Genomic DNA, 13198 nt, shown 5'->3' with positions numbered 1-13198 from the left:
CGATGCGAAACTGGAACTGTTGGGTTCCCGAAGTTCTACGGTGTAACGATGTGCATTTTGCTATTGCGTCCGGCGGCGCATTTGCATCTAACTTTAAGGACGCCGCCGCGGAGAATTCCGCCTTGCGGTCAAACGTTTGGAATATGTTTTTGATCCCGTGTTTGAGTGAGTATGCTGTGCGACCCTTGACGTTCCCGCAGGTGAGCATTTCCGGTGGAACTTGTAATCGCCTTCTCGCGACATTGTCGCCGGCGGATCTGGACCTCCTGAGACCCGAACTTGAGACCGTTGCGCTCGAACAGGATGCAGTCCTGGCGCGCGCCGGTGACGAGATCGACTACGTCTTCTTTCCTCACAGCGGCGCGATCCTGTTGATGATCGACATGGCGGATGGGCAGACGGTCGCAACCGGCGTGGTCGGATGCGAAGGGGCCGTGGGCAGTCTTTCGGTTCTCGGAGCCTCGCCGTCAGGCATTACCGCCGTCGTTCGTGCGGCTGGTACCGCCTCGCGGGTTCCGGCGGCGCGCTTTCACGCCGCTTTCGGGCGCAGTCCGGGGATTCGGCAGGCAATCCAGAAGCACGTCAGATCGATGCTGATCCAGTTTCAGCTCGGCTCCGCTTGCAATGCGCTCCACCCGGTCGAGGCGCGGATGGCGCGCTGGCTGCTTCAGCTTCGCGACCGCGTCGACAGCGACGTCCTCCCGCTGACCCAGCAAGCGCTGTCGCAAATCCTCGGCGTGCGACGAACGACGGTGACCTTGCTGATGGGCAATCTGCGCAAGCGCGGTGCGATCAGGTCAGATCAACGAGGCCAGATCGAGATCGACCGGGCGCGGCTATTGGCGGCGGCGTGCGAATGCCATCGCGTCATGCGTATCGAGGCCGAGGAGATCTTCTCGGGCGACAGGGTTCGAACGCGAGGAATGGCGCCGGCTAACGATCCGGGTATCCCGGAAATCGAGGCTGACGACGCCGTGTGAGCGCGTTCCCTGCTGCGATCAGCTTCCCGGCCGCCGATCAAGCTCCCGTGTCGGGGAGGATACCCTTTCGAGCTCCGCAATCTCACGCAGCACCTTTGCGGTCTCGCGCAACTCATTGCGCTTCGGACCGGGCTTCAGCCGTCGTGCTTCATCGAGAAAGTCCTTGGCCTGCAGCAGCCAGGCAGACGTTTCGGTCGAGATCTGTACCTGCGCCATGGTGTCCCTCCATCGCGGTCGTCAAAAGTGGTGGCCACTTTCAGGCCGGTGAACCGCCGCCGCGGCGTCGCCGCACGCGGATGCTCGGCTCGTCGACCCAGGCGTCCCGCGCAAACCAGGCGTGATCCGCGCGGCAAAATGGACAGGGCGTGCGCGAGAAGAACACGGTACTGCGTCGAAAGCTCTCGCGATCGGTCTTGATTCCGGTGGAAATCGCGTGCCCGGTTTGCGGACATCTGACCATCACCATGCCCATGAGCGCCTCCCTCCCATATTGCCTTTTGCTTTTTGCCTGTTGCCTTGCAGAATAGTCCGGCCGGTTGGATTGGCCTGATCGGTGCGCGGGGTAGTTGGGGGGGCATCGCGCACCTGCGGCGGTTGACGGAGCATCGGGCAGTGGGGGCTGCATGCTCTCGTCACTGGGCTTCTTCCAACCGGCCAGGTCCCTCCTTGAACGAATCCTCGATGTGACTTCAACGCCGCTTCTTCAGGCGGCTCGGCTGAAAACCTTGTCGCTTTCGCTCACTGCACTGCCTCCCTCGCAAGTGAAAGCATTCTCCGCAACGCTTGCCCGCGTCACGGGAGCTGACGCTCCGTGCTCAATTCAGATTGTTGAGAGTGAACTTCGATCTTGTCCCGAGCCTACTGTGCGGGACGAAGATGACGCTGTCGGTTCGGTTTGCGACTCTCGCGCGAAATTTTTTTTGAAATTGTCAACTCAGACCAACGTATATTTACGGAGAGTGTTGTGAATAACGTGCATGCTGTGAGCAGCGTAAGGCTCCTGGTAAGTCGCCCGGCGAGCCTGCCCCAAACAAAAACCCCGGCATCGCTGCCGGGGTTTTGCATTTCGTTGTCGTTGAGCGAGATCCCGGCTCTGCGGTGCACCGCTTCGCGCTGCACCGCGTCCGGGACGACTTCGTCGCTTAGAAGTCCATGCCGCCCATGCCGCCGCCCGGAGGCATCGCGGGGCCGCCGGCGTTCTTCTTCGGCAGCTCGGCAACCATCGCTTCCGTGGTGATCAGGAGCGCGGCAACCGAGGCAGCGTTCTGGATCGCGGTGCGCACGACCTTGGTCGGGTCGATGATGCCCTTCTTGACGAGGTCGGCATAGTCGCCGGTCTGGGAGTCGAAGCCGTAGTTGTAGGTCTTGTTCTCCAGGATCTTGCCGACGATGACCGAACCGTCTTCACCGGCGTTGATCGCGATCTGGCGAGCGGGAGCCGACAGCGCCTTGCGCACGATCTCGACGCCGGTCTTCTGGTCGTCGTTCTTGGTGCGCAGGCCCTTGAGCTGCTCGGACGCACGGAGGAGGGCGACGCCGCCGCCCGGGACGATGCCTTCCTCGACAGCCGCACGGGTCGCGTGCATCGCGTCATCAACGCGATCCTTGCGCTCCTTCACCTCGACCTCGGTCGCGCCGCCGACGCGGATCACCGCGACGCCGCCTGCGAGCTTGGCGAGACGCTCCTGCAGCTTCTCACGGTCGTAGTCCGAGGTGGTCTCCTCGATCTGCGCCTTGATCTGGGCAACGCGGGCGTCGATGTCGGCCTTCTTGCCGGCGCCGTTGACAATCGTGGTGTTCTCCTTGTCGATCATCACCTTCTTGGCGCGACCGAGCATCTGCAGCGTGACGTTCTCGAGCTTGATGCCGAGGTCTTCCGAGATGGCCTGGCCGCCGGTCAGGATCGCGATGTCCTGCAGCATGGCCTTGCGGCGATCGCCGAAGCCCGGAGCCTTGACGGCCGCGACCTTCAGGCCGCCACGCAGGCGGTTGACGACGAGGGTGGCGAGCGCTTCGCCTTCGACGTCTTCGGCGACGATGACCAGCGGCTTGCCGGTCTGCACCACGGCCTCGAGCAGCGGCAGCAGCTCGTTCAGCGAGGAGAGCTTCTTCTCGTTGATCAGGATGTAGGCGTCGTCCATCTCAACGCGCATCTTGTCGGCGTTGGTGACGAAGTAGGGCGAGATGTAGCCGCGGTCGAACTGCATGCCCTCGACGACGTCGAGCTCGGTCTCGAGCGACTTGGCTTCCTCGACCGTGATCACGCCCTCGTTGCCGACCTTCTTCATGGCGTCGGCGAGGAACTTGCCGATCTCGGCATCGCCGTTGGCCGAAATGGTGCCGACCTGGGCGATCTCCTCGTTCGAGGTGACCTTCTTCGAGTTCTTCTGGAGGTCCGCAACGACGGCTTCGACCGCGAGGTCGATACCGCGCTTCAGGTCCATCGGGTTCATGCCGGCGGCGACCGACTTGGCGCCTTCCCGCACGATCGCCTGGGCGAGCACGGTCGCCGTGGTGGTGCCGTCGCCGGCCGCGTCAGCGGACTTGGAGGCGACTTCGCGCACCATCTGCGCGCCCATGTTCTCGAACTTGTCCTCGAGCTCGATCTCCTTGGCGACGGTGACGCCGTCCTTGGTGATGCGGGGAGCGCCGAACGACTTCTCGAGCACCACGTTGCGGCCCTTGGGGCCGAGGGTGACCTTCACCGCGTTGGCGAGGATGTCGACGCCGCGCAGCATCTTGTCGCGCGCGTCAACGGAGAATTTGACTTCTTTAGCTGCCATCTGGGTTTTCCTTGGAATGATTTACTGGGAGGGAAAGAGGCGCTTAGGCGGCCTTCTTCTTGGAAGCGGGGACGTCGAGCACGCCCATGATGTCGCTTTCCTTCATGATCAGCAGGTCTTCGCCGTCGATCTTGACCTCGGTGCCGGACCACTTGCCGAACAGGACGCGGTCGCCGACCTTAAGGTCGATCGGGATCAGCTTGCCAGCTTCGTCGCGGCCGCCCGGGCCGACAGCGGTGACTTCGCCCTGCGAGGGCTTTTCCTTGGCACTGTCCGGAATGATGATGCCGCCAGCGGTCTTCTCTTCGGCGTCGATACGCTTGACCACGACGCGGTCGTGAAGCGGACGGAATTTCATGCAGTCCTCCTAAACATTTGTAGATGCTGTAGATTTTTGGAGAGTTAGCAGTCCAGTCCAGCGAGTGCCAGACTGGCTGGGCAGGAGATAGGCCAAGCCTTGGCGGCGGGCAAGTGCCTCTAGCAGAAAAATTGGCACTCGTAAGTGTCGGCTGCCAAAAGGATACCGAGATCATTTCGGCATCCTTAATACCGCCCCGTGGGGCGCTGCGGCTATTAGCAGATGCGGTAAGCTGCTGCCAACGCAAGAAATTTCAACAACCTATTAAACATTTAGGCTTGAGATGGGTTAGTCGCGTGCGTCACATTTCTCTCATGTGAGCGCATCCATTGCCGGTGGTCCGGCGGGGAGGTCGGCCACCACGTGAATGCGCTCCGTCACAGGAGGTTGGCATGGTCTCGCGAGTTGGTGGGGTTGTTTCCGACGATTTCCGGAAGCAGTTGCTGGGGTACGGGCTGACGACGGCGCAAATCCTCTATCGGATGCCGGATCACCCCTCGTTGCTGCAGACCTATGTCTGGCAGAACTACGACCTGTTTCCGAAATTTCCGGCGCTGCAGGATTTCCTCGCGTTCTGGCAAGCGAAGCTCGAAGGCCCGCTGTTTTCGGTGACGGTGGCGCATTCCAAGCTGGTCAAGCCGGCCGAGCTGCGTGCCGTCGACGGCGTGTTCCGGCTGCATTAGCTGGCAAGGAGGCAAAAGCGCGCTGTGCGCCTTTGCTCGCCTCGCGGCGCGCGACTTGTGTTAGCCTCTCTCCGTCACAAAAAGACGGGAGGCGAAACAATGGCCAAGAAGACGGCATCAAGATCGGCAGCCAAGACCGCGGTGAAGAAGAAATGGTCGGGGCTTGGCGCAGGCGCCAAGAAGACGTCCGCGAAATCGTCCGCGCGCAAGACCATCAAGTCGAAAGGCCGCGTCTCGGCGGCCAAGAAGAGCGCGCCGAAAGCTGCAGCCAAGGCGCGGCCGAAGCAGCGCGTCGCGATCAGCCATCACCGCGAAGAGGACTTTAAGGCCGACGGGCTGCGCGCCTACGCCAAGTACCGCGACCTCGGCATCGCCGCCGCCTCGCATGGCCTCGCGCAGGCACACGTCATCCGGCTGCAGGGACCGTGCAATCCCGATGAGGTGTCGAAGCTGCACTTCCACGATGTCGACTTCCAGATGGTCTATGTGCTCAAGGGCTGGGTGAAGACCTACATGGAAGGCGAGGGCGAGACGCTGATGCAGCAAGGCAGCGCCTGGACCCAGCCGCCGCGCATCCGGCACATGATCCTGGACTACTCCGACGACGTCGAACTGCTGGAGGTGATCCTGCCGGCCGAGTTCAAGACGGTGGAGTTGAAGGCGTAGGCTTTTCGCGGCCGTCATGGCCGGGCTTGACCCGGCCATCCAGCTTGCTTCGAAAGATTCTCCTTGGTCGATGGATGCCCGGGTCAAGCCCGGGCATGCCGATTTTCTAGCACTACTTTGGCAGATTGTTGATTTTGCCGCGTTTTATAGGATTCCCGAATCAATTTTTCAATGATTCATGGGTGGTCGGCTCTTGGAGGGCTGACCATGCCGAGATGGGAAGACGAACTCGAACGCTGGCTAATGCCGTTCTTGGACCGGCTGGGTCATAAGACCCGGCAGCGGATGTGTCCTCTGTATGTTGCGGGATTGATCGGTCCGGGCGATCGCAAGAGCGTTCAGCCGATGGCGGAACGCCTTGCCACGAGCAACTACGACCAGTTGCACCATTTCATTGCGGACGGTGTCTGGGATGCGACGCCGCTGGAGACGGAGCTGCTCAACCAGGCGGACCGACTTGTCGGCGGCAGGGATGCGATGCTGGTTATCGATGACACCTCACTTCCCAAGAAGGGTGAGCGATCGGTCGGTGTTGCGGCTCAATACGCGTCGGCTCTCGGTAAAACCGCAAATTGCCAAACGCTGGTGTCTTTAACGCTTGCACGCGGCGAAGTGCCAGTGATGGTCGCGTTACGTCTCTTTCTGCCTGACAGCTGGACAAGCGACATGTCTCGTTTGAAGCGCGCTCGCGTGCCAGTCGAACACCGAACGCCACGGTCCAAGCCGGAGATCGCTTTGGCCGAGATTGACCGCGCGATGGCAGCCAACATGCGCTTTGGATGTGTGCTGGCGGATGCAGGATACGGCCTCAGCGCACCGTTTCGACAAGGGCTAACAGAGCGCGGGCTGACCTGGGCTGTCGGTATCCCTCGGCACCAGAAAGTGTATCCGGTCGATGTGAAGCTCATTTGGCCGATCACCAAAGTCCGTGGCAAACCACGAAAGCACCACGTGCCCGATATCTTATCGATTGCGGCCGAACAAATGCTGGCCAGCGCCAAATGGAAAACCCTGAGTTGGCGTAGCGGGACGAAAGGTCGGCTCAAAGCTCGATTTGCTGCTCTCCGTGTCCGCACCGCCGACGGCCCTCCGCAGCGAATATGGGATAAAGGTCAGCAGCATCTGCCAGGCGACGAAGCCTGGCTCATTGGTGAGCAAAATACTATCTCGCCAATCTTCCGGCGGCGACGGATCTGCGCACGCTGGCCGCCACCATCAAGGCACGGTGGATTTGTGAGCAGGCGCATCAACAGCTGAAGGAGGAGCTTGGACTTGATCACTTCGAAGGGCGGTCATGGCAAGGTCTTCATCGCCACGCCTTGATGACAATGATTGCCTACGCCTTCCTGCAACATCGTCGCCTCGCATACGCGGGGCGGAAAAAAAAGAATCAACGGGCCTCCGCCTCAGCCAACCATGCCAGCCGTACGTCACGCCATCGTCGATCTCATCCTTCGGCCGCCGCCTCAGCAGTGCCCATATTGCCGAAAGGAAATCCCTGAAAAACAGCGGCGAAAACACAATCTGCCAAAGTAGTGCTAGGCCGTGTACGCATAAAACCGTCGGCGTGACTCTACGTCCGCTTTGCCCCGATAGCGACCAAGTTCGTGCGGCAACGCAAGATGTCGCGATGGGCCAAGAGCGGATATCGACGTACTCTTGATCCGCGCGGGCTTGAAATTCGGCGAGGTTACGCCGATCAATCCCGCGCTCTTTCAAGCGCGTGTCGCATGACCTTTTGATCGTCGCTCGAGAGCTGCGTTGGCCCGAGGTTGAATGTCAGCTTGTCGATCTTGCCGGTAAATTGGAACGGCAGCTTGTAGCTATCATCCACTCCTGTACGGGTGTCGATTCCGATGTCGAAGGACTCGTCGATGGCCATGAGAAATGCAATTGAGTGCGGAATCGACTGACGGGAAAGTTCCTTGCCGTCCACCGAGAGCACCCCGGTGCCACCCTTGCCGAAGCCAGGCCCGTCATATTTGAAGTCGAACACGATAGTGTGCTTGCCCGGCTTGAGCGCAGTGCCCAGCCAGTCCCGCGCGCCTACCCCGCTCTCCCAGCGGTATCGCTTCAAATCCAGCATGTTGTAAACGAAGACGGGCTTGCCCTTGAGCAAGTAAAGGCCATACCCGCTGAACCGGCCGCCAAGGGTTGCAATCATACCCTCAGCTCCGCCCGGCGGGACGGTTACCTCAGCAGTGATCTTGAAGTCCTTGTTCATAATGTTGGGGGCGCTTTCGACCGGAATGCCGGGATTAGCACCACTATAGGTGAACACGGCTCGCCCGGCGGTCGCACTGGGGCGTGGAGTGATCAAGCGCGGAAGCACGGAGTTGTCCAGCGGCAAGACCTGGTACTTGCCCGCCTCGCTAAGAAACAGCGTCTGTAGCTCCTTCAGCTTGTCGGGATTTTTGGCGGCAACGTCGTTGCTCTGTGAGAAATCCTCGGCGAGATTATACAGTTCCCATTTGTAATCGTTGATCTCAGGAAGCTTGGCCGTGCCAAGTAGCCACGGCGGCGCTGGAGGCGTCGTGCACGCGTACCAGCCATCGTGGTAGATGCCGCGGTTCGCGAACATCTCGAAGTATTGCGTGCTGCGCTTTGACGGCGCGTTGGCGTTGGCTTGTTCGAACGTGTAGGCCATGCTCACGCCCTCGATGGGCTTTTGCGCAATACCGTTGACCGTCCCCGGAGCCTGAATGCCCGTGGCCTCAAGAATCGTCGGTACGACATCGATGATGTGGTGGAATTGGGAGCGAATGCCCCCGACATCCTTGATGTGACCGGGCCATGAGATTGCCATCCCCTGCCGCGTGCCACCGAAATGCGAGGCTACCTGCTTCGTCCATTTGAAAGGCGTATCGAAGGCCCATGACCACGCCACCGACATGTGCGGATAGGTTTTGTCGGAGCCCCAGTCCTCATAGTGCCGCATCAGTTCAGCTTCTGGAAGTTTCAGGACGCCGTTGTACGCGGTCATCTGATTGGGAGTGCCTTCCAGGGTACCTTCGGCGCTGGTGCCATTGTCGCCACTGATGTAGATGATCAGCGTGTTGTCGAGCTTGCCCATGTCCTCAACGGCCTGAATGACACGGCCGATTTCGTTGTCGGTGTAGGCCGCATATCCGGCAAATACCTCGGCTTCGCGTGCATACAGCTTCTTTTGAATGAACGAGAGAGAATCCCACTTCGGTAGGGTATCAGGCCAAGCCGTCAGTTGAGTGTTCGCAGGGATTACTCCGAGCCGCTTCTGGTTGGCAAAAATCTGCTCGCGCAGCTTTTCCCACCCCATGTCGAACTTGCCCCTGAACTTGTCGACCCATTCTTTCTTCGGCTGATGCGGCGAATGCGTGCCTCCGGGTACATAGTAGACAAAGAATGGCTTATCGGGCGCCGCCGCGTTCAGACCCTTCATGTAGTTGATTGCTTCGTCGGCCATATCGGTGGTCAGGTTGTAGCCCGACTTGCCGACCCACGGGAAAATCTGAGTAGTGTTCTTGAAAAGGTAGGGCGTCCACTGGTCGGTCTCGCCGCCCATAAAGCCATAGAAATATTCAAAACCCATTCCGATCGGCCATTGGTCGAACGGTCCGGCAGCGCTGTAAAGATACGTCGGGGTGTTATGGTTCTTCCCGAACCACGAAGTAGCAAAGCCATTGTCTCGGAGGATCGTCCCTATCGTCGCGCTCTCAGGTCCGATGACGGAATCGTAGCCGGGATAGCCGGTTGACATTTCACCGATCACGCCAAACCCCACCGAGTGGTGGTTGCGACCGGTAATCAGGGCTGCCCGCGTGGGCGAGCAAAGTGCCGTTGAGTGAAACTGCGTATAACGCAAACCGGCCTTGGCGACGCGATCCATGGCAGGGGTCGGAACGACACCACCAAAAGTGCCGGACACGCCGTAACCTTGGTCGTCAGTCATGATCAAGAGCACGTTCGGCGCACCCTTAGGCGGCACGACGGATGGCGGCCAATAAGGTTTTGATTCCTTGGCGGTTTCATTGATCACGCCGCCGAATTTCGGAGGGTCGGGTGGTAGCTGCTTGCCATCGATCGTGATGGTGGCGCTAGGTGCACCCGGTGTACCCGTGATTTGCTGCGCGTATGCCGTCGTTGTTAGGAAAAATAGCGAAGTCGCTGCAAGCAAGGTTCCTCTACTGGTCAGCTTCGAAGACGCTGGCTTGAAATTGCTCATCACTGAAGCTTCCTTGTGCCCGGAATGCATCGACGTCGGAAAGCCGTTGTGCTTCGGACTAAACCACCAGTTGTTGATTTAAGTCAACGACGTCCGCTTCGGGTCATTCACGTCGAATCGCATCGGGCGGAGCCGCCGGTCGATGTCCGCAATGCTCCGTTTGCGTCCACGCCGGCACTGCGCGGCAAACGACGCTAGGGGCCAATAGCTGCCCACAATGTTGAGACGGCGGCGCGCACTTCGAAACTAACACCGGCACGTCCGGTCGAATCTTCCGTGCCAACGCGACGCGCTCGTTCCAACCGCAAGTAAAAAGGCGAAAACCCTCTGAGAAATCTGCTACACTCGGCCGATGAAAACCTTTTCAGATAAGGTCCGCGACATCGTGCGCAAGATCCCAAAGGGGAAGGCTATGACGTACAAAGCTGTCGCTGCTAAAGCCGGCAATCCGAAGGCTGCACGCGCGGTTGGTGCCATAATGCGCACGAATTACGACCCATCGATCCCCTGTCATCGCGTTATTGCAAGCGACGGCTCAATGCGCGGCTACGTGCGTCCGCGCCGTCGGCCGGCCCAACAATGATCCGCTTGACGGGGAGCTTCATCGCGTCAGCACCGCCCCGGATTGCGCTGAGCCTGTCATCGGGCGCGCGTTCGCGCGACCCGTTGGCTCCATCCGGGCCACTACGCCTGCGTCAACATCCCCACGATCGCGCCCATCAGGCAGGTCGTCAGCGTGCCTGAGACGATCGACTTCAGCCCGAGCGCGTTGATCTCGTCGCGCCGCTCGGGCGCCATGATGCCGAGGCCGCCGATCATGATGCCGAGGCTCGCGAAGTTCGCAAAGCCGCACATCGCGTAGAGCACGATCAGCCGCGAGCGCGGATCGAGCGCGTCGGGGCCGAGCTTCGACAGGTCGACATAGGCGATCAGCTCGTTCAGCACGGTCTTGGTGCCCATCAGGCTTCCGGCCGTGATCGCCTGCGGCCAGGGCAGGCCCATCAGCCAGCACACCGGCGCCATGACGTAACCAAGCAGGCGCTGCAGCGAAATCTTCGCGCCGCCGATCTCCGGCAGCAGGCCGATGATCGCGTTCGCCAGATACACCAGCGCAACCAGCACCAGCAGCATCGCGATGATGTTCATCAAGAGCTCGAGCCCGGCTGCCGTGCCCTTCACGATCGCGTCCATCGTCGACGACACCTGGATATCGGGATTGTCGAGCGATCCGCCGGTGCGCTTGTCCGACGTTTCCGGCACCATGATCAGGCTCACCAAAATTGCGGCCGGCGCGCCGAGCACCGAGGCGATGACGAAATGCGCGGCCGCATCCGGGATCAGCGGCGCCAGCAGCGTCGCGTACAGCACCAGCACCGTGCCGGCGATCCCGACCATGCCGCCGGTCATCACCAGAAACAACTCGCTGCGGGTGAGCTGCGCCAGATAGGGGCGGATGAAGAGCGGCGCTTCGACCATGCCGAGGAAGATATTGGCCGCGGTCGAGAGCCCGACCGCGCCGCCGACGCCGAGCGTGCGCTCGAGCAGCCAGGCCATGCCGTGCACAACAGGCGGCAGCACGCGCCAATAGAACAACAGCGTCGTCAGCACGCTCATGACCAGCACGATCGGCAGCGCCTGGAAGGCGAGGATGAAATCCGAGCCGGGCGCCTTGGGATCGAACGGCGCGGGGCCGCCGCCGACATAGCCGAACACGAAGGCGGTGCCGGCGCGCGTCGCGGCCGCGATCGTGCCGACCGCGTCATTGATCGCGCCGAAGGCCTGCGTCACCAGCGGCACCTTGATCAGCACCAGAGCCGTGACGATCGTGACGACAAGCCCGATCGACGCCTGGCGCAGCGACACCTTCAGGCGATTCTCGCTCAGCGCCCAGGCAATCAAGAGCAACGCCACCACGCCGAACGCCGATTGCAACTGCAGCATCACGCCCCCAAGAACTCTCGCGGGATTATGGGCAGGGGCCTCGCGCAGCGCAATGCTGTTGCGCGTTCTCTCTCCTGCCATTGACAAGTTGCAGGCGCTCGGCCACGCAATCATCCATGTCCTCCGCCACGCCGGCCGGCGCCCGCGATCTGCTCGGCCACAGACCGTTCCTGTTCTTCTTGTCGTCGCGCAGCCTGTCGCGCTTCTCCAGCCAGATCGGCGCGGTGGCGATCGGCTGGCAGATCTATGATCTGACCGGCAGCGCGTTCGACCTCGGCATGGTCGGACTGGTGCAGTTTCTGCCGACGGCGCTGTTGGTGTTCGTCGCCGGCCACGCCGCCGACCGCTTCGAGCGCAAGCGCGTCGTGCAGGCCTGCCAGATCGCGGAGGCGCTGACCGCATTGTTTCTTGCCGGAAGCACTTTTGCCGGCACCATCTCCGAGATACAGATCTTCGTCGCGACCTTCGTGCTCGGGATCGCCGGCGCGTTCGAGAGTCCGGCGACCGCCGCGCTATTGCCGCTGATCGCGCCGCAAGGCTCGCTGCAGCGGGCGACCGCGATATCGAGCGGCGCGGCGCAGGTCGCGACCATCACCGGACCCGCGCTCGGCGGCTTTGCCTATGCCCTGATGCCGAGCGCGCCCTACGGCATCATGATGGTGTTCTGGCTGTTCGGCGCGCTGCTCACCGGCGGCATCGGCCGGTTGCAGCAGGCGCCGGTGAAGAACGGCGGGTCGTCGGACGACCTGTTTGCCGGCGTCACCTTCGTTCGCAGCAATCCGGCGATCCTCGGCACCATCTCGCTCGACCTTTTCGCGGTGCTGTTCGGCGGCGTCACCGCGCTGCTGCCGATCTATGCGCGCGATATCCTGCAAGCTGGCCCGCTCGGCCTCGGCATCCTGCGCGCCGCGCCCGCGGTCGGTGCGCTCTTGATGACGATGGTGCTGGCGCGGCACACCATCAACCGCCGCGTCGGCATGCGCATGTTCCAGGCGGTGATCGTGTTCGGCGTCGCGACGGTGGTGTTCGCGCTGTCGCACTGGCTGTGGCTGTCGGCGCTGGCGCTCGCGGTGCTCGGCGCTGCGGACACGATCAGCGTCGTGATCCGCTTCTCGCTGGTGCAGCTCGCCACCCCCGACGAGATGCGCGGCCGTGTCGGCGCGGTGAACTTCCTGTTCATCAACGCGTCGAACCAGCTCGGCCAGTTCGAGAGCGGCGTCACCGCGGCGCTGCTCGGCACCGTGCCGTCGGCCGTCCTCGGCGGCGTCGCCACGGTTGCGGTCGCGCTGCTCTGGATGAAGCTGTTCCCGACGCTGCGGGACGTCGAGAAGCTGGAGTAGGGAGTTCTCTCCACCCGTCATTGCGAGCGAAGCGAAGCAATCCATCTCACCGCATGCGGAGATATGGATTGCTTCGTCGCTGACGCTCCTCGCAATGACGGAATCGGCTCCGGCTGCAACAGATGTGATATCCCCCGGAGCGAGGGCACTTGCGGGATTTCGGAATAATGGAAAAGTATCGCTGATTTGCCCGACGTGTCAAGTTGCCGTGTCGAAAGCCGGCAGCTGCCGGTTCCTTTGCATGGG

At 61.4% G+C, this 13198-nt stretch carries 12 protein-coding genes and 1 pseudogene; 7 read left to right on the top strand and 6 right to left on the bottom strand.

The features are described from left to right. Positions 1-242 precede the first annotated feature (242 nt). On the top strand, positions 243-980 hold the full coding sequence (locus tag ACVIHF_RS20140; RefSeq protein ID WP_082653883.1) for a Crp/Fnr family transcriptional regulator: 738 nt from the start codon (positions 243-245) through the stop codon (positions 978-980). 18 nt (positions 981-998) lie between these two features. Here ACVIHF_RS20140 and ACVIHF_RS20135 read toward each other — a convergent pair whose 3' ends face one another. The 4 genes from ACVIHF_RS20135 to ACVIHF_RS20120 all read right to left on the bottom strand — a co-directional run bounded on the left by ACVIHF_RS20135 (position 999) and on the right by ACVIHF_RS20120 (position 4121). Further along, entirely contained in the window at positions 999-1196 is a 198-nt protein-coding gene (locus tag ACVIHF_RS20135) for a hypothetical protein (RefSeq protein WP_057018449.1), read from the bottom strand. 40 nt (positions 1197-1236) lie between these two features. Then, a complete protein-coding gene (locus tag ACVIHF_RS20130; protein ID WP_028352345.1) occupies positions 1237-1452 on the bottom strand; it encodes a hypothetical protein in 216 nt (71 codons plus the stop codon). Between the two features lie 670 nt (positions 1453-2122). Beyond that, complete coding sequence (gene groL / locus ACVIHF_RS20125) at positions 2123-3763, bottom strand: chaperonin GroEL (protein ID WP_244071133.1); 1641 nt, start codon at positions 3761-3763, stop codon at positions 2123-2125. Between the two features lie 43 nt (positions 3764-3806). After that, positions 3807-4121 (bottom strand): co-chaperone GroES, encoded by a 315-nt coding sequence (locus ACVIHF_RS20120; protein WP_038383333.1) that lies wholly within the window; start codon positions 4119-4121, stop codon positions 3807-3809. 392 nt (positions 4122-4513) lie between these two features. On the opposite strand from ACVIHF_RS20120, the gene ACVIHF_RS20115 reads away from it, so the two are divergent. The 4 genes and pseudogenes from ACVIHF_RS20115 to ACVIHF_RS20100 all read left to right on the top strand — a co-directional run bounded on the left by ACVIHF_RS20115 (position 4514) and on the right by ACVIHF_RS20100 (position 6972). Continuing rightward, positions 4514-4804, top strand: a complete 291-nt coding sequence (locus ACVIHF_RS20115; protein ID WP_026192965.1) for an usg protein — start codon at positions 4514-4516, stop codon at positions 4802-4804. A gap of 99 nt (positions 4805-4903) precedes the next feature. After that, the gene (locus ACVIHF_RS20110; protein ID WP_225163768.1) at positions 4904-5470 is read left to right on the top strand and encodes a cupin domain-containing protein; all 567 of its coding nucleotides are present in this window, start codon (positions 4904-4906) and stop codon (positions 5468-5470) included. Between the two features lie 16 nt (positions 5471-5486). After that, positions 5487-5645: a hypothetical protein gene (locus ACVIHF_RS20105; RefSeq protein ID WP_456792426.1), complete on the top strand. Its 159-nt coding sequence runs from the start codon at positions 5487-5489 to the stop codon at positions 5643-5645. Continuing rightward, positions 5642-6972: pseudogene (locus tag ACVIHF_RS20100) on the top strand (IS701 family transposase). Before ACVIHF_RS20105 ends, ACVIHF_RS20100 begins: the two are co-directional and overlap by 4 nt. Before the next feature lie 197 nt (positions 6973-7169). Here ACVIHF_RS20100 and ACVIHF_RS20095 read toward each other — a convergent pair. Continuing rightward, positions 7170-9671: an arylsulfatase gene (locus tag ACVIHF_RS20095; RefSeq protein ID WP_456780292.1), complete on the bottom strand. Its 2502-nt coding sequence runs from the start codon at positions 9669-9671 to the stop codon at positions 7170-7172. A 352-nt stretch (positions 9672-10023) separates the two neighbouring features. On the opposite strand from ACVIHF_RS20095, the gene ACVIHF_RS20090 reads away from it, so the two are divergent. Further along, positions 10024-10254, top strand: coding sequence for an MGMT family protein (locus ACVIHF_RS20090; protein ID WP_092089686.1), 231 nt, complete (start codon positions 10024-10026; stop codon positions 10252-10254). Positions 10255-10355: 101 nt separating this feature from the next. Here ACVIHF_RS20090 and ACVIHF_RS20085 read toward each other — a convergent pair whose 3' ends face one another. After that, complete coding sequence (locus ACVIHF_RS20085; RefSeq protein WP_456794104.1) at positions 10356-11612, bottom strand: NupC/NupG family nucleoside CNT transporter; 1257 nt, start codon at positions 11610-11612, stop codon at positions 10356-10358. 116 nt (positions 11613-11728) lie between these two features. On the opposite strand from ACVIHF_RS20085, the gene ACVIHF_RS20080 reads away from it, so the two are divergent. Next, positions 11729-12952 carry an MFS transporter gene (locus ACVIHF_RS20080; RefSeq protein WP_456780293.1) on the top strand — a complete coding sequence of 408 codons (1224 nt, stop codon included), beginning with the start codon at positions 11729-11731 and terminating at the stop codon, positions 12950-12952. Positions 12953-13198: the final 246 nt, after the last annotated feature.

It is taken from the genome of Bradyrhizobium sp. USDA 4506, assembly GCF_054058795.1.
Note: the sequence above shows the minus strand (reverse complement) of the source record. Positions and strands in the feature narration are given on the sequence as shown.